21 protein-coding genes are annotated in these 25,135 nt (G+C 66.2%); 13 read left to right on the top strand and 8 right to left on the bottom strand.

Annotated features, from left to right (window positions below; all coding sequences use genetic code 11):
• Positions 1 to 24: 24 nt before the first annotated feature.
• Both gyrA and gyrB read right to left on the bottom strand, forming a co-directional pair.
• Positions 25 to 2,478 carry a DNA gyrase subunit A gene (gyrA, locus tag VJ162_RS01820; protein ID WP_324662002.1) on the bottom strand — a complete coding sequence of 818 codons (2,454 nt, stop codon included), beginning with the start codon at positions 2,476 to 2,478 and terminating at the stop codon, positions 25 to 27.
• Positions 2,475 to 4,403, bottom strand: coding sequence for a DNA topoisomerase (ATP-hydrolyzing) subunit B (gyrB, locus tag VJ162_RS01815; protein ID WP_324662001.1), 1,929 nt, complete (start codon positions 4,401 to 4,403; stop codon positions 2,475 to 2,477). The genes gyrA and gyrB overlap by 4 nt, the downstream gene beginning before the upstream one ends.
• Before the next feature lie 240 nt (positions 4,404 to 4,643).
• Between gyrB and VJ162_RS01810 the strand changes: the two genes are divergently transcribed.
• The 3 genes from VJ162_RS01810 to VJ162_RS01800 all read left to right on the top strand — a co-directional run bounded on the left by VJ162_RS01810 (position 4,644) and on the right by VJ162_RS01800 (position 8,384).
• Positions 4,644 to 7,058, top strand: a complete 2,415-nt coding sequence (locus VJ162_RS01810; RefSeq protein ID WP_324662000.1) for a DNA topoisomerase VI subunit B — start codon at positions 4,644 to 4,646, stop codon at positions 7,056 to 7,058.
• 1 nt (position 7,059) lies between these two features.
• Entirely contained in the window at positions 7,060 to 8,160 is a 1,101-nt protein-coding gene (locus tag VJ162_RS01805; RefSeq protein WP_324661998.1) for a DNA topoisomerase IV subunit A, read from the top strand.
• 62 nt (positions 8,161 to 8,222) lie between these two features.
• Complete coding sequence (locus tag VJ162_RS01800) at positions 8,223 to 8,384, top strand: hypothetical protein (RefSeq protein ID WP_324661997.1); 162 nt, start codon at positions 8,223 to 8,225, stop codon at positions 8,382 to 8,384.
• Here the strand turns inward: VJ162_RS01800 and VJ162_RS01795 are convergent.
• The 4 genes from VJ162_RS01795 to VJ162_RS01780 all read right to left on the bottom strand — a co-directional run bounded on the left by VJ162_RS01795 (position 8,381) and on the right by VJ162_RS01780 (position 13,903).
• Positions 8,381 to 9,127 (bottom strand): MBL fold metallo-hydrolase, encoded by a 747-nt coding sequence (locus tag VJ162_RS01795; protein ID WP_324661996.1) that lies wholly within the window; start codon positions 9,125 to 9,127, stop codon positions 8,381 to 8,383. The genes VJ162_RS01800 and VJ162_RS01795 overlap by 4 nt on opposite strands.
• A 99-nt stretch (positions 9,128 to 9,226) precedes the next feature.
• Positions 9,227 to 11,677, bottom strand: a complete 2,451-nt coding sequence (locus tag VJ162_RS01790; RefSeq protein WP_324661994.1) for a type II secretion system F family protein — start codon at positions 11,675 to 11,677, stop codon at positions 9,227 to 9,229.
• Between the two features lies 1 nt (position 11,678).
• Positions 11,679 to 13,295, bottom strand: a complete 1,617-nt coding sequence (locus tag VJ162_RS01785; protein ID WP_324661993.1) for a type II/IV secretion system ATPase subunit — start codon at positions 13,293 to 13,295, stop codon at positions 11,679 to 11,681.
• 101 nt (positions 13,296 to 13,396) lie between these two features.
• Positions 13,397 to 13,903, bottom strand: coding sequence for a DUF7549 family protein (locus VJ162_RS01780; RefSeq protein ID WP_324661992.1), 507 nt, complete (start codon positions 13,901 to 13,903; stop codon positions 13,397 to 13,399).
• Positions 13,904 to 14,012: 109 nt separating this feature from the next.
• On the opposite strand from VJ162_RS01780, the gene VJ162_RS01775 reads away from it, so the two are divergent.
• Positions 14,013 to 14,444, top strand: a complete 432-nt coding sequence (locus VJ162_RS01775) for a DUF5793 family protein (protein ID WP_324661990.1) — start codon at positions 14,013 to 14,015, stop codon at positions 14,442 to 14,444.
• Here VJ162_RS01775 and VJ162_RS01770 read toward each other — a convergent pair.
• Positions 14,441 to 15,214, bottom strand: a complete 774-nt coding sequence (locus tag VJ162_RS01770) for a Sir2 family NAD-dependent protein deacetylase (protein WP_324661989.1) — start codon at positions 15,212 to 15,214, stop codon at positions 14,441 to 14,443. The genes VJ162_RS01775 and VJ162_RS01770 overlap by 4 nt on opposite strands.
• Positions 15,215 to 15,292: 78 nt before the next feature.
• Here VJ162_RS01770 and VJ162_RS01765 point away from each other — a divergent pair, with 78 nt between their 5' ends.
• The 6 genes from VJ162_RS01765 to VJ162_RS01740 all read left to right on the top strand — a co-directional run bounded on the left by VJ162_RS01765 (position 15,293) and on the right by VJ162_RS01740 (position 20,731).
• A complete protein-coding gene (locus tag VJ162_RS01765) occupies positions 15,293 to 15,577 on the top strand; it encodes a hypothetical protein (protein ID WP_324661988.1) in 285 nt (94 codons plus the stop codon).
• A gap of 146 nt (positions 15,578 to 15,723) precedes the next feature.
• Positions 15,724 to 16,875, top strand: a complete 1,152-nt coding sequence (gene sucC / locus VJ162_RS01760; RefSeq protein WP_324661987.1) for an ADP-forming succinate--CoA ligase subunit beta — start codon at positions 15,724 to 15,726, stop codon at positions 16,873 to 16,875.
• Positions 16,875 to 17,747, top strand: a complete 873-nt coding sequence (sucD, locus tag VJ162_RS01755) for a succinate--CoA ligase subunit alpha (protein WP_324661986.1) — start codon at positions 16,875 to 16,877, stop codon at positions 17,745 to 17,747. The genes sucC and sucD overlap by 1 nt, the downstream gene beginning before the upstream one ends.
• Positions 17,748 to 18,093: 346 nt before the next feature.
• A complete protein-coding gene (locus tag VJ162_RS01750; protein WP_324661985.1) occupies positions 18,094 to 19,089 on the top strand; it encodes a sensor histidine kinase in 996 nt (331 codons plus the stop codon).
• Positions 19,090 to 19,240: 151 nt separating this feature from the next.
• Positions 19,241 to 19,477 carry a transcriptional regulator gene (locus tag VJ162_RS01745; RefSeq protein WP_324661984.1) on the top strand — a complete coding sequence of 79 codons (237 nt, stop codon included), beginning with the start codon at positions 19,241 to 19,243 and terminating at the stop codon, positions 19,475 to 19,477.
• Between the two features lie 237 nt (positions 19,478 to 19,714).
• Positions 19,715 to 20,731, top strand: coding sequence for a sensor histidine kinase (locus tag VJ162_RS01740; protein WP_324661982.1), 1,017 nt, complete (start codon positions 19,715 to 19,717; stop codon positions 20,729 to 20,731).
• Positions 20,732 to 20,750: 19 nt separating this feature from the next.
• Here VJ162_RS01740 and VJ162_RS01735 read toward each other — a convergent pair whose 3' ends face one another.
• Complete coding sequence (locus VJ162_RS01735) at positions 20,751 to 21,182, bottom strand: SRPBCC family protein (RefSeq protein ID WP_324661981.1); 432 nt, start codon at positions 21,180 to 21,182, stop codon at positions 20,751 to 20,753.
• 60 nt (positions 21,183 to 21,242) lie between these two features.
• Between VJ162_RS01735 and VJ162_RS01730 the strand changes: the two genes are divergently transcribed.
• From VJ162_RS01730 to VJ162_RS01720, 3 genes are read left to right on the top strand one after another with little or no spacing between them, the layout of a single operon-like run.
• Positions 21,243 to 22,145 (top strand): ABC transporter ATP-binding protein, encoded by a 903-nt coding sequence (locus VJ162_RS01730; protein ID WP_324661980.1) that lies wholly within the window; start codon positions 21,243 to 21,245, stop codon positions 22,143 to 22,145.
• A complete protein-coding gene (locus VJ162_RS01725; RefSeq protein WP_324661979.1) occupies positions 22,146 to 24,053 on the top strand; it encodes an ABC transporter permease in 1,908 nt (635 codons plus the stop codon). It abuts the gene before it with no gap.
• On the top strand, positions 24,046 to 25,134 hold the full coding sequence (locus tag VJ162_RS01720) for an ABC transporter permease (RefSeq protein ID WP_324661978.1): 1,089 nt from the start codon (positions 24,046 to 24,048) through the stop codon (positions 25,132 to 25,134). Before VJ162_RS01725 ends, VJ162_RS01720 begins: the two co-directional genes overlap by 8 nt.
• Position 25,135 lies beyond the last annotated feature (1 nt).

Here is a 25,135-nt window from a genome sequence, read left to right as displayed (position 1 = left end):
GAACGAAAGAGAGGGGTCGCGTGACTACTCGTCGCTGACGGCCGCCGGCACCACCGTCACACTGGCCACCGCATCGCCCTCTTCCAGTTCCATTATCGTGACGCCTTTCGTGTTGCGGCCGACCTCCGAGATGTCACCGGCGCGGATACGCATTATCTGCCCCTGTGCGGACATGATGACCAGGTGGTCGTCGTCGGTGACGGCCTTTGCCGTCGAGACGCGTCCGTTTCGCTCGTCGGTCTTGATGTCGATGAGCCCCTGCCCGTAGCGGGACTGCGGGCGGTACTCCGAGAGACGCGTCCGCTTGCCGTAGCCGTGCTCCGTGACCGTAAGCAGCGACCGGTCGTCCGCGTCGGTGGTCGCGACCATCGCGGCGACCCGGTCGTCGCCCTGTAGCTCGATGCCGTGGACGCCGCGGGCGGACCGCCCCATCTGGCTGACCTCGCTCTCGTCGAAGCGGATGGTCATCCCCCGCTCCGTGGCGATGACGAGGTCACCGGTGCCGTCCGTGACGTCTACGTCGACGAGTTCGTCGCCGTCCGCCAGCTTGGCGGCCCGAATCCCCGTCGAGAGGATGTTCTCGAACTGGTCACAGCAGGTCCGCTTGACGTAGCCCTGGCGGGTGACCATCGTGATGCACTCGTCGTCGTCGAACTCGTCCGTCGAGACGACGGCCGTCAGCTCCTCGCCGTCGTCGAGGTCGAGCAGGTTGATGGCGGACTTCCCGCGGGCGGTGCGGGACATCTCGGGCACCTCGTAGGTCTTCAGCCGGTAGACCTGTCCCTGGTTGGTGAAACAGAGCAGGTAGTCGTGGCTGTTGGCCCGGAAGACCTTCGAGACGCGGTCCCCCTCTTTGGGGTCCGCGCCGATGATGCCCTTGCCGCCGCGGTTCTGCGGGTCGAAGTTCGAGACGGGCATGCGCTTGATGTAGTCGTCCTCGGTGATGACGACGACGCAGTCCTCCTCGGGGATGAGGTCCTCGTGGGTGACCTGCCCCTCGTCCTCGATGATGGACGTCCGGCGGTCGTCATCGTACTCGGCTTTCATCTCCTCGAGTTCGTCGACGATGACCGAGTCGAGCTTCGCGTCGCTCGCGAGGACGGATTCGAGGTAGTCGATGGTCTCCTGGACGTCCTCGTACTCGGCCTCTATCTCGGCCGCTTCCATCGAGGTGAGCGAGCCCAGCTGCATCCGGACGATGTGGGCCGCCTGCTCCTCGGAGAAGTCGAACTGCTCGTGCAGTCCCGCGCGGGCGGCGTCGCGGTCCTCGCTGTTTCGGATGAGCTCGACCACGTCCTCGGCGTTTTCGAGGGCCTTCAACCGGCCTTCGAGGATGTGGGCGCGGTCCTCGGCCTCCTGGAGGTCGTGTTCGGAGCGCCGGCGGACGACCTCGCGACGGTGGTCGACGTAGTGCTGTAAGGTCTCCTTCAGCGAGAGCACCTTCGGCTGGCCGTCGACCAGGGCGAGGTTGATGACGCCGAAGGTGGATTCGAGGTGGTGGTCGAGCAGCCGGTTCTCGACCACGTCGACGTTCGCGCCCCGCTTGAGCTCGACGACGACGCGGACGCCGTTGCGGTCTGACTCGTCGCGCAGGTCCGAGATGCCCTCTATCTTCCCCTCGTTTACGTCCTCGGCGATGCGCTCGACGACGCGGGCCTTGTTCTCCTGGTAGGGCAGCTCGGAGATGACGATGCGGCCGTTCTCGCGGTCGACCTCGTACTCGGCCCGGACGCGGAGCCGACCCCGCCCCGTGGCGTAGGCCGAGTAGATGGCGTCCCGGCCGACGATGTTCCCGCCGGTCGGGAAGTCCGGCCCCTTGATGTGGTCCATCAGGTCCTCGACGGTGGCGTCGGGGTTCTCGATGAGGTGGGTCGTCGCGTCGACCAGCTCGCCGAGGTTGTGGGGCGGGATGTTCGTCGACATCCCGACAGCGATACCCGAGGAGCCGTTCAGCAGCAGGCTCGGGACTTTCGACGGGAGGACGTCGGGTTCCTGCAGGCGGTCGTCGTAGTTACTGGAGAAGTCGACCGTGTCCTTCTCGATGTCCGCGAGCAGCTCCTCGGCGATGGGGGCCATCCGGGCCTCCGTGTACCGCATCGCCGCGGCGGGGTCGCCGTCCATCGAGCCGAAGTTCCCCTGCCCGTCGACGAGCGGGTACCGCATCGAGAAGTCCTGTGCCATCCGCACCAGCGTGTCGTAGATGGCGCTGTCGCCGTGTGGGTGATAGTCACCCATCGTCTCGCCGACGATGGATGAGGATTTGCGGTGGGCGGTGTTCGAGGAGACGCCCATCTCGTGCATCGCATAGAGGATGCGACGGTGGACCGGTTTCAGCCCGTCGCGCACGTCCGGGAGCGCCCGACCCGCGATGACCGACATCGCGTAGTCGATGTAGGACTGCTCCATCTCGTCCTCGATACGGACGTGCTTGATGCGGTCGGCGGGTGCGTTGGGGTCGTCGGGAACGTCCGAACTCATATGTCGACCCACTCCGCTTCCGGCGAGTGTTCCTTGATGAACTCCTTGCGCGGTTCGACGGCGTCACCCATCAGGACGTTGAACATCTTGTCGGCCGCGGCGGCGTCCTCGATGGTGATCTGCTTCAGGATGCGGTTGTCGGGGTCCATCGTCGTGTCCCAGAGCTGCTGGGGGTTCATCTCGCCCAGACCCTTGAACCGCTGGACCTGCGTCGGGTTGCCGTCGCACTTCTCTTCGACGATGCGGTCCCGCTCCTCCTCGGTCATCGCGTCGTAGGTCTCGCCCCGGTACCGAACCCGGTAGAGGGGCGGCTGGGAGGCGTAGACGTAGCCCGCCTCGATGAGCGGTTTCATGTGCCGATAGAGCAAGGTGAGCAACAGGGTTCGGATGTGGGCGCCGTCGACGTCGGCGTCGGTCATCATGATTATCTTCTCGTAGCGAAGGTCGTCGATGTCGAACTCGTCGCCGATGCCCGTTCCCAGCGCCGTGATGAGGTTCCGAATCTCGTTGTTCTCCAGAATGCGGTCGAGGCGGTGTTTCTCGACGTTCAGAATCTTCCCCTTGATGGGAAGGATGGCCTGGAACTCGGGGTTGCGGCCCTGTTTCGCGCTCCCGCCCGCGGAGTCGCCCTCGACGACGAACAGCTCGGCGTCCTCGGGTTCGCGCGTCTGGCAGTCGGCCAGTTTCCCGGGCAGCGCCGTCGAGTCCAGCGCGGACTTCCGACGGGTGAGCTCCTCGGCCTTCTTCGCGGCCTTGCGGGCTTTGGCGGCCTCGACGGCCTTGCCGACGATGGCTTCGGCGGTGTCCGGATGCTCCTCGAAGAACGTCGAGAGCCCGTCGTGCATCGCCGACTCGACGATTCCGCGCACTTCGCTGTTGCCGAGCTTGGTCTTGGTCTGGCCCTCGAACTGCGGGTCGGGGTGTTTGACCGAGATAACCGCTGTCAACCCCTCGCGGATGTCGTCGCCCTTGAGGGTGTCGTCGAGGTCTTTCAACAGCCCGTTGTCGGTCGCGTAGTCGTTGACCACCCGCGTCAGCGAGGTCTTGAACCCGGTGAGGTGGTCGCCGCCCTCGCGCGTGTTGATGTTGTTGGCGAAGGCGTGGATAGAGCCCTGGAGGTCGTCGGTCCCCTGCATCGCGATTTCGACCTGGACGACCCCCTCGGGGATTTCCTCCTCGTCCTCGAAGTAGATGACGTCGCGGTGGAGCGGCTCTTTGGTCTCGTTGAGGTACTCGACGAACTCCTTGATGCCGCCCTCGTACTCGAAGCTCTCGCCCGTCCCGTCGCGCTCGTCCTCGATACCGATAGCCACGCCGGAGTTGAGGAAGGCGAGTTCGCGAAGCCGGGACGAAAGCGTCGAGAAGGTGAAGTCGCCGGTCTCGAATATCTCGTCGTCGGGCCAGAACCGCACCGTGGTGCCCGTCTCCTCGTCCGGTTCGAGGTCGCGGACCTTCTTGAGGTCGTACTCGGGTTCGCCGTGGTCGAAGCGCATCTTCCACAGCGCGCCGTCGCGTTTGACCTCGACTTCGAGCCACTTCGAGAGGGCGTTGACGACGCTGACCCCGACGCCGTGGAGGCCGCCCGAGACCTGGTAGGACTTGTTGTCGAACTTCCCCCCGGCGTGGAGGATAGTCATCACGACCTCGACCGCGGGTCGGCCGTGCTCTTCGTGTTCGTCCACGGGGATACCACGGCCGTCGTCACTGACGGAGACGCTCCCGTCGTCGTGGATAGTCACGTCGATAGTGTCACAGTACCCGGCAAGGGCCTCGTCGATAGCGTTGTCGACGACTTCGTAGACGAGATGGTGGAGACCCCGAGCGTCGGTCGACCCGATATACATCGCCGGCCGTTTCCGGACGGCCTCTAACCCTTCCAGGGTCTGGATCGACTTTGCGCCGTACTCTTCAGACTCTCCTGACATAGGAACTGATTTCCTGTAATAGGTGTGGACTGATAAAGTTCCCGCACGCGCGTGCGTGAGCCGAAGGTAACACAGCCCAACGGTCGGATAGCCTGGTCTTACCACACCCACGCGTCCACGACACGTCCGGGCGGACCGACCTGTCGCTCAGTTCGAGGCGCCGAGTGTGTCCGGCCGCTGTTCAGTTTCACCGTGGTGGCGATTACCTTTTAACCCCGACGGCGGTACCTACTCTACGAAATGACTTCGTTTCAGTCGCAACTCGGCGACGGGGAGGGCATCGCCGAGGAGCTGGCCCAGTCCCAGCGGGCCATCTCCATCGCCGAGTTCTTCGAGAAGAACAAGCACATGCTCGGCTTCGACTCGGGGGCCCGGGCGCTCGTCACTGCCGTCAAGGAGGCGGTCGACAACGCCCTGGACGCCTGCGAGGAGGCGGGCATCCTGCCCGACATCTACGTCGAGATACAGGAGGCCGGCGACTACTACCGCCTCATCGTCGAGGACAACGGGCCCGGCATCACCAAGGAGCAGCTCCCGAAAATCTTCGGGAAGCTCCTCTATGGCTCGCGGTTCCACGCCAGAGAGCAGAACCGCGGGCAGCAGGGTATCGGTATCTCCGCCGCCGTCCTCTACTCGCAGCTCACCTCCGGCAAGCCCGCAAAGATAACCTCGCGGCCCAAGGGTCAGGCCGACGCGCAGTACTTCGAGCTCATCATCGACACCGACACGAACGAACCGGAGATCAGCGTCGACGAGACCACCTCCTGGGAACGGCCCCACGGCACCCGAATCGAACTGGAGATGGAGGCCAACATGCGGGCCCGGTCGAGCCTGCAGGACTACATCCAGGACACCGCCGTCGTCAACCCCCACGCCCGCATCGAGTTCATGGAGCCGGGGCTGGACGAATCGCTGAAGTTCGAGCGCGTCGAGGGCGCCTCGCTGCCGGCCGAGACCGAGGAGATTCGACCCCATCCCCACGGCGTCGAACTCGGCACGCTGCTGAAGATGCTGGACGCGACCGATTCGTACTCTATCTCGGGCTTCATGCAGGGCGAGTTCACCCGCGTCGGCCAGAAGACGGCCGACAACGTCATCGCCAACTTCAACGACCGACACTTCGGCCGCGGGATGGCGTGGTCGCCGCCCGCGAGCCACGAGGACGCCGACATCGCGAGCGCTGTCGAGGACGCGGTCGCCAACAAGGGCGCGACCGCGACCGCCGACTTCGCCGCCGCCGTCACCGACGCAATCGAGGACCGGGGCCGGGTCGCCCACCACGATATCGTCGAAATCATCGACGCGGCGGCCGACGACGCCGAAGCCGAACACGACAAGACCTTCGGCGCCGCGGTCCGCGAGAACGCCGTCGCGGCCGCCTGGGCCGCCGTCACCGCCGAGCGGACCAGCGACCTCTACGAACTCGTCGACGCCGCGACCACCGTCCGGAAGGACGACGCGGCCGTCGAGGGGGTGGCCTCGCGGCTCGCCGAGAAGTTCGCCGACCCCGAAGACGCCGGCGACGACGACGACCGTCGCCACCGCCTGACACGCGACGAGTTCCGCGCGTACGTCGACCGCGCCGCGGACATGACCGAAGAGCAAGACGACGCGACCTTCGGCGACACGGCCAGGGAAAACATCGTCGAGGAGCTGTGGGGCGTTGCCGGCCAGGTTCCCGAGGAGCCGCCGAACGTCTCCGAGGTGGCGGGCGACCGCGACACCGCGAGCGAGCTGCTGACGGCGATGCGCGAGACGGAAATCATCGCGCCGCCGACGGACTGTCTGGCGCCCATCACCGACGAACTGGTCGAGTCGGGCCTCCGCAAGGAGTACGACGCCGACTTCTATGCCGCCTCGACACGGGACGCGTCGGTCCACGGCGGCGACCCCTTCATCGTCGAGGCCGGCATCGCCTACGGCGGCGACCTCCCCGCAGAGGGCAGCGTCGAAGTGCGTCGGTTCGCCAACCGCGTCCCGCTGGTCTACCAGCGCGGGGCGTGTGCGACGACGGACGTGGTCAAGTCGATCAACTGGCGCAACTACAACTTAGACCAGCCCGGCGGCTCGGGCATCCCGAACGGCCCGGCCGTCATCATGGTCCACGTCGCCTCGACGAACGTTCCCTTCACGAGCGAGTCCAAAGACGCCATCGCGAACGTCCCCGAGATGGAAGACGAGATAGAACTCGCCATCCGGGAGGCCGCCCGCGAGCTGAAGAGCTACCTCAACAAGCGCCAGTCGATGCAACAGCGCCGGGAGAAACAGGACAAACTCGCGACCATCCTCCCGGAGATGGCCGAGAAGCTCACCGAGGTCACCGACAGCGCGGAGCTACACATCGACGACTCGCTCGCCCGCATCATGAACAACGTCCTCGTCGAACGCGAGGTCGAGGGCGACACCGTCCGGCTCGTCGTCGAGAACAACGACGACACCAACGCCGACCTCGACGTGACCGACATCGTCAGCGCCGAGCCCAGCGACTCGAACGGCGCACAGGTCGTCGAGATGGACGGCGAGTGGTTCGTGAAGTGGTCGCCGACAGTTGCGGCCGGCGAGAAGGCGGTACTGGAGTACAGCGTAGACGACGAGGCCGACTTTACCGTCTCGGTCGACGGCGTCGAAGAGGAGAAACTGACGGTGGACGCCTAACATGAGTTCAGAGACACAGACACAGGAGGAGGTAGCACGCGAGAAGCTCATCGACCTCGCCGAGGAGTTCTACGACCAGTTCGCCGAGGGCGACGTGCCGACGATGTCCATCCCGACGCGGACCAAGTCGAACATCGAGTACGACGAGGACAAGGACGTCTGGGTGTACGGTGACCGGCAGTCGACCCGGTCGGCCAAGACCGTCTCGGGCGCCGAGAAGCTGCTCAAGGCCACCTACGCCATCGACTTCCTCGCGAAGCAACTGGAGGAGGACCGCTCGTCGACCCTGCGTGAGCTGTACTACCTCTCGGAGTCGTGGGACCTCGAAGAGGCGCAGTTCAACAGCCAGGACGAATCAAACGACCTCATCGAGGACCTGGAGATCGTCTCGGACGTGACCCGCGAGGACTTCCACATGCGCCCCGAGGAGTCGGGCGCGACCATCATGGGGCCGCTGAAACTGCGCGAGCAGACCCGCCGCGGAGAGCGCGAGATTCACTGCCAGAAGGATGTGGGTGAAGGGGGCTACCAGATTCCGAACAACCCCGACACCATCGAGTTCCTGGAGAACGACGCCGACTTCGTCCTCTGTGTCGAGACTGGCGGGATGCGCGACCGGCTCGTCGAGAACGGCTTCGACGAGGAGTACAACGTCATCGTCGTCCACCTCAAGGGCCAGCCGGCGCGGGCGACCCGTCGCATCACCAAACGGCTCCACGACGAACTCGACCTGCCGGTCACGGTCTTCACTGACGGTGACCCGTGGTCGTACCGCATCTACGGCTCCGTCGCCTACGGCTCTATCAAGTCGGCCCACCTCTCTGAGTATCTGGCGACGCCGGAGGCGCAGTTCATCGGCATCCGGCCCGAGGACATCGTGGAGTACGACCTGCCGACGGACCCCCTCTCCGATTCGGACATCAACGCCCTCGAATCGGAGCTGGAGGACCCCCGCTTCCAGACGGAGTTCTGGAAAGAGCAGATAGAGCTCCAGCTAGACATCGGGAAGAAGGCCGAACAGCAGGCGCTGGCTTCGCGGGGGCTCGACTTCGTGACGGACACGTATCTGCCGGAGCGACTGGAGGAGATGGGCGTCATCTGAGCTCGCGGCCAGTATCAGTGGCATCGGACACGCTTTTATTCGGAGCGGCGTTAGTGACCCTCATGCCAGTGATGTCGAGCGACGACTTCTCGTTGCACCGCGAGGACTGCGGCGAGTTCGACGACGGGATGCCGGTCTCCTCGTTCCCCGACGAGGTGTCTTCTATCGAGGACCTAGACTGTGACTGCTGGAGCGAGTTCGACTCGCTCGCGGAGGCCAGCTAGCGTTCGTCCAGTACGACCGGAACGCCGCGTTTCGCGACGTCCTCGGCGAAGGCGCCCGAATCGGCTTCGAGGGCCTCGAACGTGTTGTAGTGGATCGGGAGCACGAGGTCGGGGTCCATCGCCTCGGCGAGGTCGGCGGCGGCGTGGCGGTCCATCGTGTAGCTGCTGGCGATGGAGGGACAGAACAGCGAGACGTCCAGTTCGGCGTGGCCGTCCAGTACGTCGCTGTCGCCGGGCCAGAACACCCTGGTGTCGTCGACGGCGAGGAGGAACCCACAGCCGATACCCTTCGGATGATAGGGGCTGCCGTCGGCCCGGACGTTCGGCCCGTCCTCGCGGTTGTACGCCGGGGTCGTCCAGACGGGCACGTCACCGACCAGCACTTCGTCTTCCATCGACACCTGCCGGACCTCGTAGTCGAGGTCCGCGACCCGGTCGACGTCGCGGTCCGTCGCGTGGACGTTGATGCCCTCGAACGCGACGACCGTGGCGTCCTCGCTTGCGACCCGGCGGATGCCGTCGGGGTCGTAGTGGTGAACGTGTGTCACGAGGACGATGTCACCGTCTCGGGGCGCGTAGTCGCGGGCCGGCGGATGGCCGGCCGCCGGCGTGTCCGGCTCCCACTCGCCGGTGAGGACGCCGTACCGGCCGGGGTCGAGGTAGACGACCGTGTCGTCGCCTTCCAGACGGAGCGTCGCGTAGCCCAGCCACTCGGCGGTGATGCCGTCGTGTCTGATGGTCATACCCGGTAGTTGCGCAAGCGACGGAATACGACTGTCGGTCACGGGTCATCGGCCGTAGGCCATGGGGGTGAGACGGCCCGACCTGCCGGGGCGTCAGGACTACTCCCCGTCCGCCAGGTCGACCTCGATGGAGACGTACCGGCTCTGGCCCGAGGCCGGATAGGGCTCGTCGGTCCCGCCCGGGTTCCCGAAGTCGTAGTCCAGCCGCTGGTTGTCGTTGGTGTCCTGATGGGCGACAAGCACCAGCGGCTGGCGGTCGGGGGGCTGTTCGTCGAGCGTGATTTGTACGTCCGCATGCGTGCCGGCTGCGAGATAGCCCGACGTGCCCAGTACGGTTCCGTTCTGGTCCTGTGCGTGGACGACGATGAACCCACCGCTGGACATCGACGCCGAGTCGACGGTGAGCTGGCCCCCCTCCACGCTCGGGTTCTCGACGGTCATCGACGCCACCGGGGAGGAAAGCAGGACAAAGGCGACGTAGGCGATGCCAAGCAGGATGGCGGCGTGTTTCGCGCCGTCTTTCAGGCTCCCCTCGCCGAGCTGGCCGCCGATGAAGCCGGTCAGGACGGCCTGAACGAGCGCGATGTGGAAGAAGACGAGAGTGTAGGCGGCCTTGTCCACCCGACCCAGCCGGGCGAACTGATCGGTGTTGACGCCGAGGCGGTTCGCGTTCGACGGCGTCGGGACCGAGGAGGGCAGCGCCGGCACGAGCACCTCCTGGACGGCGACGATGATGACCAGGAAGACGAAAAAGGAGATGTAGATGACTACGAGATACGTCAGCATCTGCTGGCGCCGGCGGTTTCGCAGCCGGTGGTCGGCGCGGGCCTGGTCGGCCGCGATGCGCAACACTGGCCCCAGCTGTCCGGAGGCGTGCATCGCCTTCGTCAACAGCGTGACGACCCGGGAGAGGGAGGTCGTCCGGATGCGCCGGCCAAAGCGGACGAGCGCGTCGTCGACGTTCGCCCCCATGCTGATGTCGGCCCAGATGCGGTCGACCTCGGGGCTGAGAACGCCCACGTCGCTTCCCCGTACCCGGCGGATGCTCTCGACGAGTGTCATCCCGGCCTCGTTGAGACTGGCGAGCCGTTCGAGCAGTTCGGGCGTGGCGGCCTCGATGCGGCTGACGCGTCGGCTGTAGACGGTCCGGACGACGGCGAAGGAGCCAAGCACCACCAGCAGCGACTGGACGACCAGGTCGTCCAGCATCCGGACGTTGACCGACGCCGTCTGGAACGCCGACGGGAGGCGGACGGCAAACAGCACGAGCGCGACGGGGACCGCGAGATAGAGGACGTGTGTCGGGTTCCAGACGAGGGTGCGGGCGGGCGACCGCAGGGTCGCTTTCAGCGAGCCCAGCCGGTCGTGGAACCGGAGCCGCGCCCAGTTGGGGTCGCGCTCGCCGACGGTGCCGCCGTCGGTCAGCCCGGTCGCGTCGCTGGCATCAGAGGGTCGTCCCATCGTGGCCGTCGCCACCCGTTCCAGCGCCCGGGTCGTCCCCGTGTCGCCGATACCGAGCGCCGAGAGCTTCTGGTTGAGATACACCATGAAGCCGAGGTTGGCCAGCGGAATCGCGAGATAGCCGAGCAACTGGAGGAAAGGGAGCGTGTCGGTCGTCGTCAGCCCGAACACCATCAGGATGGTGATGAGAAAGAGCACTCCGGCGACGAAGATGGTGACGTAGGCCTCGGCGATGGTCGCCAGCGACTCCAGCAGGTCGGCCTGGCGCTCGGCGGCCTCCTCTTGGTGACGTTCGTACTGGTTGTGCAGGAACGACGAGAGCGACTGGCCGCTCTGGAGGACCGACGAGAGGTTCTCCGAGAACGTCTTGAACCGCTCGCTGGGGGTCCGCTGGTTCATCCGCTTGATGCTCGAAATCATGTCCTGGCCGAACAGGTCCATCTCGCGGACGGCGACGCCGAACTCCCGGGCGTTCTCGCCGTATATCTCCTCGTTTTTCGCCAGGACGGTCATCACGTCCGGGAACGACATCCCGCCCCGCGAGAGGGCGTACATGAACGCGATGGTGCGGGCCATCCCCGCGTCGATGTTGCGCTGGCGGACCTCCGCCCGGTTTTTCGGCATCTCCCAGCGCAACACGTAGGTCAAAAGCGCCGTGAGTGCGCCGAAGACGACGCCGCTCGTGACGAGAATCGCGAGCGTCTGGCCGCTCGAAAGCACGAGTTCGAACCCGCGAATCCCGAGAGCGTTGACCATCGTCCGGGGCAGTCCCATCATGAGGTCGATGATGACCGGAACGAACAGGAGGAACCCACCGACGACGTAGGCACCGGCGACGGCGCCGCCGACGGCCGCCAGTCCGGTGTGGAGGTACGTCCGCGTGGCGTAGGTCCGGTAAGACTGCCCGATGTAGGCCGCTTCGAGCTGGCGCTCGCGCTCGTCCGACGGCGCGACATACCGGCCAAAGAGCCGGCGGGCGACACTCGTCAGCCGGCGGTCGATCGGCTCGCTGGCCGAGGAGAGCACGACGAGTGCGAGGATTCCGGCGACGACGGCAAGCGGCGCCAGTCCCAGCGGGTTCAGCGCCATCTTACTCAGCGGAGCCGATGCGCTCCATCACTCGCTCCTTGTCCGCGTAGTACTTGTTGACCATCGCGGTAAAGCGCCGGTAGTCGGTGACGCCCCGCTCCTGGAGGAAGGTGAGAAACCGCTTCCGGTCGTTTATCTCGGTGAGTAGCTCCGACTGGCTCCAGCCGCGTTCTTCCCGTATTTCGTCGACCAGCTCGCTGTTTCGTTCCTGGAACCGGTCGCCGGTGGCCTGCCAGGCATAGGTCGTCGAGTAGTCCAGTTCCCCGGTCCGCTGGTCTATCCCCTCGATCTCGGCCAGCGTCTTGGCCCGACGGACCCGCTCGTCGCCCGAGCGGGCCAGCACCTGCACACAGAGGATATCGAGGCTCTGGACCATCGGTCGCGGGACGTTGATGGGCTCGTTTTCCAGCCGGTTGATGACCGTCTGGACCGAGTCCGCGTGCATCGTCGAGAACGTCGTGTGGCCGGTGTTCATCGCCTGGAACAGCGTGATGGCCTCCTCGCCGCGGACCTCGCCGACGATAATGTACTCGGGCCGGTGGCGGAGTGCCGACCGCAGCAGGTCGTACATCGTGATGTCGGAGTCGTCCAGCCGTTCGCGAGTCACGGAGGAGAGCCAGTTGTCGTGGTACAGCGACAGCTCGCGTGTGTCCTCGATGGTCAGGACCTTCGAGCGGGGCGGGATGAACATCGCCAGCGCGTTCATCGAGGTGGTCTTGCCCGCCGCCGTCCCGCCGGCGAAGATGAGCGACTTGTTGGACTCGATGGCGAGCCAGAGGTAGCCGAGCATCTCCAGGGAGAAGGTGCCGAAGTTCAGCAGGTCGATTGGGGTAAACGGCTCTTCGGCGTACTTACGGATAGTAAAAGCGGACCCGCGGGGCGTGACCTCCTCGCCCAGCGCCAGCTCGATGCGCGAGCCGTCGGGCAGCGTCGTCGAGACGACGGGGTCGGAGATAGAGACGTGCCGGCCCGACCGCTGGGCGAGCTGGATGACGAAGTTGTTCAGTTCCTGTTCCGCGAAGGCGATGTTCGTCTCGATGTCGGTGTACTCGTCGTGGTAGACGAAGATAGGGAGGTCCGAGCCGTCACAGGAGATGTCCTCGATAGCCGGGTCGTGCATCAGCGCGTCGATGCGGCCGTACCCCTGGAACGAGCGATAGAGATAGTAAAAGAGGCGGTAGAACGTCTCGGCCTCGATGACGACGCCGTACTCTTCCAGCCGGTCGTACAGCTCCTCCCGGAGGGCCTGTTCGGGGTCGTCGTCGACCCCATCGCGGTAGATGAGGGGGCCACGGATGTCCTCGTACAGGCGGTCAAGCAGCTCCGATTCGAAGTCCGTCAGCGACGGCTCGACCACCTGATAGCGCTTCTCGTCGGTCTCCGGGTCGCGGTTGATGGAGACGAAGGCGAAGGGGGCGTTGAGCCAGTAGCGTTCGAGCTCTTCCCAGCCCTCCATGCCGGAAAAACGGGTCAGCGACCCGTGGCGAGTCGGGTCGTAGTTCGACTCGGGCACCGCCGTCCCCGACAGGATGGTGGCAGTCCGGGAGAGCCACGCCTGTATCTGGCCCAGAGGGTTCTGGACGCGGTCACCGGGGTCGGGTGTTTCGGGGTTAGACATCGGTCAGGAGATGGGGGCGATGGATGTACATCGGGTTTGGTGGCCAGCTACTTAAATTCGCTCGCCGACTCAGTCGCCGTGCCGGCCGGCGCCTGTGCCGGTTAGGTCACGTCCGCGGTGAGCAGGGCAACGGCCAGGGCGGGTGCGACGAGCGCACCGACGGGGATGGTGGTCCCCGGGAACCCGCCGTCGAGATTCAGCAGGACTGTCCCGGCGAGCGTACACAGGCCCACGAGACCGAGCAGGCCGCCAAAGAGCCGGACCGGGTCAAGCGGGAGGCGGTCCTCGAACGCCGCCTCCCGGGCGTAGTAGTAGACACTCGCGGCGAACGCCACGGCGAACAGCGCCAAGGCGGCGGTCCAGAGCGAGCCCGCAAGCGCCGCGTTGTCGCCCTGTTGCAGTTCGGTCACCTGCCACGTCCAGAGGAAACTCAGCTCGTTCGGGACCGAGAGGCCGTACAGGTAGAGGGTCTGGAAGGGGAGAAACCGGAAGACAACGCCCGTCACCGGACCGTTCCCGAAGACGGAGACCGACCACGGGGCGACGGCCACCAGCCACGTCGACAGCACAGCCAGTTCACCTGCGTACTCGGATTTGACCCACGCCATGCTGTTTGCAGGGCCACCGTCGACCCGGTAAAAGCTACCGGTCAGCCCGTCCCGGCAGCGACAGCGCCGATACGTTCTTTGGCACGGGCGTCCAAGCGTGGATATCCGAATGAGGCGTGACTACTTCACAGTCGACATCCGGCCGGAACCGGGCGACGGCGGCATCCCAACGCTAGCCATCGAATATACGGGTCCGGAGGGCGGCCTGCGTGACCGCCTCACCGAGACAGCGGAGGCGACGCTGGATTCGAGCGAGCTAGACGTCGCCTTTCGCCACCAGGCCGAAACGGACGGCGGCGTCCTCTCGCTGACCGACCGGATGACCGGGGAGTTCATCTTCGAGGTGCCCGCCCCGGTCGAGTCGGTTGACACGCTCGTCTCGGCCGCCCAGCGACACGGCGGTGACGGGGAGTACGAGGTCCGACTGACCGACAGCAACGGGAAGTCGCTGGTGTACGAAAAGGAGACGCTGCTGGTGTACGACGAGGACGGGAATCTCCTCCGACAGCGCAGCCTCATTCCGGGCAGCGTCGAGCTCTAGAGCCGGCCTGCCAGAGACGGGAGCACCCTGGTCACGTCGGCACGGACGACGTACTCCGCCGCGTCGTCCCGCGGCGTCGCATCGAAGTTCACGACGGCGAGCGTCGCGTCCGCATCGACGGCGATGCGCGGGAGCAGCGCGGCGGGCCGGACGGAGAGCGACGAGCCGGCGGCCAGGAACACGTCGCTCTCGCGGGCCAGTCGCTGTGCCTCCGAAATCGCGGTCTCAGGGAGCGACTCCCCGAACAGGACCACGTCGGGCCGGTAGACGCCGCCACAGTCACACCGAGGCGGGAATTCAGTCGACGGGGCCCCGTCGTCCCCCATCCTCTCCGCGGCCCGCTCGAACACCGGCCCGGCCGGCTCGGTCGCCCCGCAGTCGTCACAGCGGACCCGCCGGTTCGTCCCGTGTAGCTCGACGACGCGGTCGCTGCCGGCGTCGGCGTGCAGGCCGTCGACGTTCTGTGTGACCACCGCATCGAGGGCGCCGCCGGTTTCCATGGCCGCCAGCGCGTCGTGGGCGGCGTTCGGTTCGGGGTCGCCACTGGTCAGTTCGGCCCGGAGGTCGAGCCGGTCCCGCCAGAAGCCGGCGGGGTCGGCGTCCAGCCGCCGGCGGTGGAAGGCGTTCGGATCCCACTCGTTCCAGATGCCGTCCTCCCCGCGGAACGAGGGGATGCCCGAGGCCGTCGAGACGCCCGCGCCCGTGAGCGCGACGGTCGTGTCGGCCGCCCGGACCGCGTCGGCGAGCGCGTCGATATCGGTCTCGTCCATGTACCCCCGTACCGATTCAAGCGGTCTGTCTCTGTCGGTGCCGCGTGATTTAAGCCGACAGCGGCCCCGTTCTGTCGTATGTGTTACGACCGGCTCATCAACGATGACGAGGTGGCCGAGACGAGTATGGCCGCGCTCTTCCGGTCCGAACTGCGGTGTGCGCTTCGCAACGGCGCGATGGCGGCCGGCATCGTCCTCGTCGTCCTGCTCGTCGAGGGGACACCGGCATGGCTGGTGCTCGGGAGCGCCGCCGGCGCCCTCGCCCTCGGGGCGCTGTTACATCAGGCCGTCCTGCTCGCCGGCGCGGGCGTCTTGCGGGCCAGAGCGCGCTGGCGTTCGGGCCGGAGACAGCGGGCGGCATAGCCCCCGACAACACTGCCGCCCGCCGGGCAGTTTGCGGAACGTCCGGTTCTGGTCGCTGTTTCTGTACAGATAACCGCCGGTGATACCCGGCTACGTCGTCCGCGAAAGACGGATTTAAACCGTCCCGCCCAGCACGTTCGCATGACATGCGATTGCATGAATACCAGGCGAAACAGGTCTTCGCCGACGCGGGCGTTCCCACACCGGCGTCGACGTTGGCCGAGACAGTCGACGAGGCCGTCGACGCGGCCGAGGACATCGGGTATCCGGTCGCCATCAAGGCACAGGTACACGTCGGCGGCCGCGGGAAGGCCGGCGGGATCAAGCTCGTCGAGGACAAGGCGGAGGCCCGCGAGGCCGCCGATTCCATCCTCGGGATGGATCTCAAGGGCTTTCACGTCTCGAAGGTGCTCGTCGAAGAGGCCGTCGACTTCGTCAACGAGCTGTACGTCGGCGTGACGATGGACCGCGGCGAGGGCCGCCCGGTCGCGATGGTCTCGACGAAAGGCGGCGTCGACATCGAGTCGGTCGCCGAGGAGACCCCCGAGGCCATCGCCCGGGAGCACATCGACCCCGCCTTCGGGATGCACCCGTTCCAGGCCCGGAAAGCCGTCTACGACGCCGGCGTCGATCGCGAGGTCGCAAACGACGTGGCCCGCGTGTTGACGACGCTGTACCAGCTCTGGGACGACCGCGACGGCAGCGACGTCGAGGTCAACCCGCTGATGATTACGAGCGACGGCGACGTGGTCGCGGCCGACGCCGTCATGAACATCGACGGCGACGCCCTGTTCCGCCAGCCCGAACTGCAGGAGATGGGCGAGGAGGCCGAGGAGGGCGACGCGCTCGAACAGAAGGCCGACGAGTACGGCTTCGACTACGTCCGGCTGGACGGCAACGTCGGCATCATCGGCAACGGCGCCGGCCTCGTGATGACGACGCTCGACCTCGTGGACTACTACGGCGGCGAGCCCGCGAACTTCCTAGACGTGGGCGGCGGCGCGAAGGCCGACCGCATCGCCAACGCCCTCGATATGGTGTTCTCGGACGACAACGTCGACTCGGTCGTCTTCAACATCTTCGGCGGCATCACTCGCGGTGACGAGGTGGCAAACGGCATCAACCAGGCATTAGAACAGTTCGACGAGATTCCCAAGCCGGTGACGGTGCGCCTGGCCGGTACCAACGCCGAGGAGGGGATGGAGATTCTGAACGAGGACCTCGTGACGGTCGAGCACACGCTCGAAGACGCCGTCCAGCGAGCGGTCCAGTACGCGGAAGAGGAGGAGGAAGAATAATGTCCGTTCTAGTCGACGAAGACACGCGCGTCGTCGTACAGGGAATCACCGGTGGCGAAGGGAAGTTCCACACCGAGCAGATGCTGGAGTACGGCACCAACGTCGTCGCCGGCGCAGTGCCGGGCCGGGGCGGCCAGGAGGTCGCCGGCGTCCCGGTGTACGACACCGTCCACCAGGCCGCTCGCGAGGAGGACGCCAACGCCTCGGTCGTGTTCGTCCCGCCGGCCTTTGCCGGAGACGCCTGCTTCGAGGCGCTGGACGCCCCCGGACTCGACCTCGTCGTCGCCATCACCGAGGGCATCCCGACCCAGGACATGGCTCGGGTCTACCGCAAACTGCAGGAGACCGACACGCACCTCGTCGGGCCCAACTGCCCGGGCGTCATCACGCCCGGCGTCGCAAAGCTCGGCATCCTGCCCGGCAACATCTTCTCGTCGGGCAACGTCGGCCTCGTGTCACGCTCCGGCACGCTGACCTACCAGGTCGTCGACAACCTGACCGAGCGCGGCCTGGGCCAGTCGACCGCCGTCGGCATCGGCGGCGACCCCATCATCGGGACTGACTTCATCGACGCCTTAGAGCTGTTCGAGGCCGACCCCGACACCCACGTCGTCGCCATGTGTGGCGAGATCGGCGGCGAGGACGAGGAGGAGGCCGCCCGCTACATCGGCGAGCACATGGACACGCCCGTCGTCGGCTTCATCGCCGGCCGGACCGCCCCGCCGGGCAAGCGGATGGGCCACGCCGGCGCCATCGTCTCCGGCTCCGGGACCGGCACCGCCGAATCCAAGATCTCCGCGCTGGAGAACAACGGCGTCGCCGTCGGCGACACGCCGAACGAAGTAGCCGAACACGTCGAAGACCTCCTATAGGTCCGCGGCGACCGTCGGCCGGTTCCATCCGGCCGACAAGCGGAGCCGCGGACGGATTGCTATAACTGTGGAGCGACCATCGGCCGGTTCCATCCGGCCAACAAGCGGAGCCGCGGACGGATTCTTATAGCTCTGTGGCGACCGTCAGCTGGTTCTAGCCGGTCGGCAAGCAGCGCCACAGCCGTACTGCTGTAAAGCGGCGGCGCCCGCTGGTCGGTCAATGCGCGCCGCCGACCGAGGCCGGGCAGAAACGCGGCCACTTTTCAACCGTCCGACACCAGAACCGCCCGATGCCTGAACTGTCCGGCCGACGCCTTCTTTACCTAGGTTTTCGAACTGTAACTGAATGAACGAACCGGCTCCCGAGCGGCGGGTGGTAGTGGCGGAAACAGAACCCGGCGGTAGTACCGGGGTGCCGGCGGCACTGGCCGAGCGGTCGCCTGTCACCGTCGTTACCGTCGACGCCGAGGGCCACCTCGACGAACTGGTCGACGCGGACGCCCTGGTCGTCGTCGACGACCCGCCGGCGACCGACGGCGTGGCGATATTTCGCCGTGTCCGCCGGGCGGACTGGACGCTCCCGGTCGTGCTCGTCAGCGAGGCCGTCGACCCAGACCGGGTCGAAGCGGCACTCTCGGCCGGTGTCACGGAGTACCTCACGGCGTGGACCGAAGACCGCGCCGGGGAGCTGGCCGCCCGAATCGAGGCCCACGTCAGGACACCGGCGCTGGACGGTATCGCCCAGGCCGAGCGCTGGGAGGCCATCGCCAGCTCGCTCGCTCACGACGCGAAAAACCCCCTGAACGTCGTCACCGGCCGGCTGGAACTCCTCGACGTCGAGGACACACACGGCGAGGCCATCAAGCGGTCCGTCAGGCGGGTAGAGGCGCTGCTTTCTGAACTGTCGACCATCGGGAGCGCCGCCGGCACTATCAGCGACACCGAGCCCGTCGACTTAGCCGAGATGGCCAGGCGGACGTGGACCGGTGTCGGTGGCTCGACCGAACGGCTCCGCGTCGAGACCGCTGGGACGGTCCAGGCGGACCCGGAGTGGCTGTGTCTCGTTCTGGAGCGGCTCTTCGAGAACGCTGTGGACCACGCCGGCGACGACGCTACCGTCACCGTGGGTGACACCGGGACGGGATTCTACGTCGCCGACGACGGGCCGGGCATACCCACTGGGGACCGGGAACAGGTTTTCGAGCAGGGATACGGGACAACCCCGGAAGGGGAGGGGTACGGGCTGTTCGTGGCCGAACGCGTCGCAACGGCCCACGGATGGGATATCGTCGCAAGCGAGAGCGAGGCCGGCGGCGCCAGGTTCGACATCGGTCCCCGGTAGGGCCACCGAACCGTGAGACGCGGCGCAGCCGAGCGCGACAATCTGACCGAAATTCGCGCCACAGCGCACAGAACAGGTCGAATCCACGGCTTAGTGTTCGCGTTGTGAACGTTCCGGTGTAGCTATAAGGGCGGAATCTGAATATTCTGCTATGCCCCACACTTGCCGGAACTGCAAACGGACATTCGGGACCGAACTCGAACTCGAACTCCACCTCGACACCTGCTCTGCCGGTCAGCTGTACTGTGACGAGTGTGGCGGCCGGTTCACCGAGCGAGCGGCCACGGAGGACGGGTGGCACTATCGATGCCCGAACGAGGACTGTTCGGGAAGCGGTATCGACGACGACATCCACCAAGTATCCGACGCGCGCGTCGCAAAACAGTAAGACTGAGCCGGCAGTAACACCGAAAATACGTCCCAGCTCTGACCAGTTGGCCAGCGGGTGTAAATACTAGTCTCACAAATTCATCCGGAAGTGATGGACCCAGATCGTCGCTCAGCCCGCTTGCCGGCCGCTATCCGGGGAGTTGGGTGGCTGCTCCTCGTCGTCGGTGTCGGAAACTATTTTTATTTCTCTGATTCGATTCTCCGCGACGTTTTCACAGCCGATTTCGTGGTGAGCATGCTGGCGGTCGTCCCGCTTGCAACGGCGATTATCGTCGGCGGGTTCTGGCTCGATAACTCGGACATCGCCCCGGAGCGCTACCGGCGTATTGGGGGCTGGTTCAGCGGCGGACTTGTCGGGTTCCTGCTTTTGAACGTGGTGATGATTCTGACGTGGCCGACGGGAGAGCTCGGTAACGACCTCAGCTGGGCCATGTTTGCGGCTATTGTCGGCGGCTTTGGCGGCCTCATGATGGGCATCTTTGAGGCGCGTGCGATTACGCGGGCCGTCGAGGCCGAGCAACACCGGCTCCGTCGGGAAGCCCTCAAGCAGCGCAACGAACGCCTCGACGAGTTCGCGGCCGTAGTGGCTCATGACCTCCGGAACCCGCTCAACGTCGCTTCCGGTCGTCTCGAACTCGCACGGATGGACAATGACTCGGTGCACCTGGAGACTGCTATGTCGGCGCTGGACCGGATGGAGACGCTCGTTGACCGGACGCTGACGCTAGCTCGGAGCGGGCACGTCATCAGTGATACGGAGGCCGTCGACCTCGCAGAGCTGGTCGATAGCTGCTGGGAAGCCGTGCCGACGGCGGACGCGACGTTAGAAAACGAGGCGACGGCTGTCATCGACGCCGACCCGGATCGGCTGCGGCACCTGTTTGAGAACCTGTTCCGCAACAGTGTGGAACACGGGTCCACGAGCAGTCAGTCGGAGTCCGAGGACGCCATCGAACGTGGCGGCGCTTATCTGACAATTCGTGTCGGCGAGATGGCCGGGGGGTTCTATGTTGCCGATAACGGCTCCGGAATCCCGCCCGCAAAGCGTGACGCGGTGCTCGATGACGGCTACTCGACCAGGGACGGCAAAGGCGGGCTGGGGCTGGCAATCGTCCAGCGTATCGTGGAAGCCCACGACTGGGAGATCGACGTGACCGAAAGCAGCGAGGGCGGGACACGCTTCGAGATCACGGGAGCGGACAGAATCGACGAAGACGACCACACGGAGCCGACGACCCCGGTACAGTCCTGACGGCGGACACAGTCGCTGTCTACCCATCGCATCGCTGTGCGATAGTGGCAACGCGTCGGCAGGCCCGGGCACACACCGGGGCGTAGGCGGTCGCCAGCGGCGGGATTTCGAATCCGACGACGGAGCCCGGTGGCTGTGCCTCGGCGAAGTGGCCCGTCGCGGGGAGCCGTGCAACGTCCCACGTCCAGCGGTAGGGCGTACACGCCGTCACTTCGAACGGGAGCCACACCATCCCGGCGGCCCGGACCCGGCCAGTCGTCCCGTCATCGATGTATCGACTGTCCGTCTCGACGGCAGTGACTGACGGCCCCCAGTCGGGCCAGCGGTCGGTGTCGGTCAGGACCTCCCAGACGGTATCGACCGACGCAGCGACCTCGCGTCGGACGACCAGTCGCCGCCCGTCCGCTGTGCGTTCGAGTGAGAGGCTGTTCGCGCCCAAGTCAAGCGCCATTATCAGAACGGATAGAACGGCACCAAGGTATAGGTTAGTCCGGGTATAACCGCTGTCCAGATGATAGACGCCCGCGACCTTCGCAAGGAGTACGGCGATTTCGTCGCCGTCGAGGGGAGTACCTTCTCGGTGGACCAGGGGGAGGTGTTCGGGGTCATCGGGCCCAACGGGGCCGGGAAGACGACGACCCTGAAGATGCTCGCCGGCCTGCTCGAACCGACGGGTGGCACCGCCGAGATCGCCGGCCTGGACACCGAGACGGCGGAGATGCGAAAGCAACTGGGCTTTCTCCCCGAGGAGTCGCCGCTGTACGAGGAGATGACCCCCATCTCCTATCTGAAATTCTTCGCGGACCTCTACGACGTGCCCACCGACGTCGCCGAAGAGCGGATGCACGAGACCCTAGACGAGCTCCAGCTCGAACACAAGGAGCGCAAACTGGGCGACATGTCCAAGGGCATGAAACGCAAGGTGGCCATCGCCCGGTCGCTCATCAACGACCCCGACGTGCTCATCTACGACGAGCCCGCAAGCGGGCTGGACCCGCTGACGACGAACTACGTCATCGAGTTCACCGAACAGCTCGCCGAGGAGGGCAAGACAATCGTCTTCTCGGCACACAACCTCTTTCACGTCGAGTCTATCTGTGACCGGGTCGCCATCATGAATGAGGGACAGATCGTCGCTCGGGGCGACCTGGCGCAACTCCAGGCCGAGTACGGCGAGACGCGCTATCACGTCTACACCACCGTCGATGTCCCCGACGCGGTGCGTGAGAACGGGAACTTCCGGACGGAGGTCGGGAGTATGGACGCCGTCGAGGCGACCCGAAGCGCCGCGGAGGACGCCGGCGGACAGGTCGTCGACATCCGCACCGAGGAATCGAGTCTCGAAGAGGTGTTCCTCAACGTCGCCGAGGCGGGGACGCGGGGAACGCGCTACGTCGGGGAGGACGGCGAGTAGATGCAACCCGGGAAGCTGCTGCGGGTCGCGAAGTGGGAAGTGACGAAAAACGCCGGCGGCGTCGACAGGAAGACCATCGTCGTGATGGCGCTTGCAATCCTCGCGATGGGGTCCGTCGCAGCCGTCGCCGTCAGCGGGGGCGGCCCCGGGCTGAACGCGGACATCTACCGCGTCGGCGTCGAGGAGACGAACCCGTACTACGACGTCGCCGCCGACGACCCGAGTTTCCGAATCCAGGAGCCGGACCCCGAGGCGCTCGAACGGGGCGACCAGGACCTCACCTTCTACGGGCCGAACCAACTCAGCCGGCCCCAGACGGAGAAACAGCGGGCGGCGCTGGAATCGCTCCGGAGCAGTACGGAGTCGTACAACGACCGGACGATGGCCCGTGACGACAACCGGACAGCGGCCTTCCCGGTGTCGGTAACGCTGGTCTACCAGGAGCAAAACGGGAGCAGCGCACTCGACACCCGGACCGCCGGCGACCGGAACGGCAGCGGCGGCCAGTCCGACGGCGGTACCGGCACCGACGGGGAAGGTGACGGCGCCGGCGGGTCCGAGACGGCGACCGACAGCGGGAGTGCCGGTGGCGGAGGGAGCGGCGGTGGCGGGGGAGCGGGCGGCGAACAGTCAGCAGCCGGTGGCGGCGGCGCGGACCTCGGCGGCATCGGCGCCCGGCTCACCGGCGACGTCGAGAGCGGGACGCCCGGCGACATCTCGCCGCCGTTCCCCTTCGAGTCGCTGGTGCTCGCTTTCCTCTATATCGTCCCCATGAACTTCGTCATCCAGGCCTACGGCTCCTCGATGCTCTCAGAGCGGCTCAACCGGCGGGGCGAACTGCTGCTCGTGACGCCCGCCTCGCGAGGGGACATCATCGGCGGGAAGACGCTGCCGTACTTCCTGGGCGCGATGGGCGTCGCGACGGCCATCACCGCCCTGTTGCGCTTTTCCGGTATCGCGCCGAGTGGCAGTTTCGTCGCCGTCCTCGCCGTGTTACCGATCGCGCTGCTCTTCCTCTCGGCGACGTTCTGTGGCGCGATGTTTGCGCGGTCGTTCAAGGAACTGACCTTCGTCACCGTCACCATCACGGTGTCGCTGACCTCCTATGCGTTCGTGCCGGCCATCTTCACCGACGTGACGCCGATTGCGCTCATCTCGCCACTGACCCTGGTCGTGATGGACCTCACCGGCCGGGCAATCTCGCTTGGCGAGTTCGCCTTCTCGACGCTGCCGCCGCTTTTCACCGCGCTCGTCCTGTTCGGGCTCGGTGCCGGGCTCTACCGCGAGGAGGACATGTTCACCCAGCGCTCGATTCCGCTGAAGGTGCTCGACGCGCTGGCGGGCCAGATCAAATCCCGCCGGAGCGCCCTGAAGATGAGCGCAATCCTCATCCCCTTCGTCATCGTCGCCGAGCTGGGCGCCATCGCGTTCCTGTTCGTCCTCGATTCGGTGTCGCTGAACGTCTTCGGGACGAACCAGTCGCTGGGTATCGTCCTCGTGCTGGGCGTCGTGGCCATCGTCGAAGAGCTCGGCAAGAGCCTCCACATCTACGCCGGCTACGCCCACGCCCGCTACGAGCGGACGCTGCGGTCGGCTATCGGGCTCGGCGCGCTCTCCGGGCTGGGCTTTTTCCTCGCCGAGAAAGGGCTGCTTATCGTCCGGCTGTCGGACCTGGAGAGTCTGCCCATCGGCGACGCCGCGACCATGGGGGCGACGCCGCCGACCGGCGTCCCGCTGTGGGCCGTGGCCCTGCTGTTCCTCTTTGCGCCGCTGGCCTTACACGCGGTGACGGCGGCCATCTCCTCGGTCGGGGCCCGGCGCGGTCGCTGGGCGTACGTCGCCGCCGTCGGGGTGGCGGTCGTCGTTCACTTCGCCTACAACCTCACGGTGGTGACCAGCCTTGCGTGAGGACCGCCCCTGGTACCGGGACCCCCGAATCGTGGTCGCCCGGCGGGACGTGCGCTCGCTCTCCCGCGAGAAGACCATCGTGCTGGCCCTGCTCATCCAGCTGTTCGTGGCCGGGTTTTCCTCGTTTCTCGTCGTGGGGCTGACCTCCCTGTACGACCCCGGCTCGGTCTCGTCAGGTGAGGTCGAGATGGCCGTCACCGGCGACGCCCGGGACGAGCTGCTGGCGGCCGGCGCCGAACACGAGAGCGCGGCGATGACCGAGTACGACGACACCGGCGAGGCCCGCCTGGCCTTCGAGCAGCGCCGCGTCGACGCCCTGCTGAACGCCAGGTACGTCGAGTCGAGCGACGGGCCGGGACGGAAGATATCCGTCACAGCCCGCATTCCGGAGGGGTCGATTCGCTCGACGCTCATCGTCGTCAACGTCCGGCGGGTGCTTGAGACCCTAGAGCGCCAGGAACGGTTCGAGCGAGCGGGTTCACTCGATGAGAACCCGGTTCCCCTTCCCCCAGAAATCAGCGCCAGCCCCTACTTCGGCTTCACTTACACGGTGTTGATTCCCCTCCTGCTTTTCCTCCCCGCCTTTATCAGCGGGTCGGTGGCGGTCGACACCATCACCGAGGAGATGGAGCGGGGGACGCTGGAACTGCTCCGGGTCGCGCCGGTCAGCCTGCTCGATATCGTCGACGGGAAGGCCCTGGGGATGGCGCTGCTGGCGCCCGTCCAGTCGCTGCTGTGGATACTGTTGCTCTCGGCCAACGGCATCCCCGTGGCGAACGTCGCCGTCGTCCTCCTGTTTGTCACGGCTGTCGCGGCGCTCGTCGTCACCATCGGCGTCGTGCTGGGGGTGGCGACTGGCAAACGCCGCCCCGCGCAGTTGCTGTACTCCGTGCTGACGCTGGTCGTGTTCGGCGCCGCAGTGGTGTTGCCCGAACACCCAGCGACCACTATCGCGAAACTCGCCGTCGACAGCCCGACGCTGTCGACCTACGCGACCGTCGCCGGAACGCTCGTGGTGGCGGTTCTGGGGTACGCCGTCGCCCGGAAATACGTCGGCAGCGTCGACGCCAGCGCGTTCTGAG

The sequence above is a fragment of the Haloarcula sediminis genome, assembly GCF_035656455.1.
Taxonomy (GTDB): Archaea; Halobacteriota; Halobacteria; order Halobacteriales; family Haloarculaceae; genus Haloarcula; species Haloarcula sediminis.
This window is presented reverse-complemented; position numbering and strand designations above follow the sequence as displayed.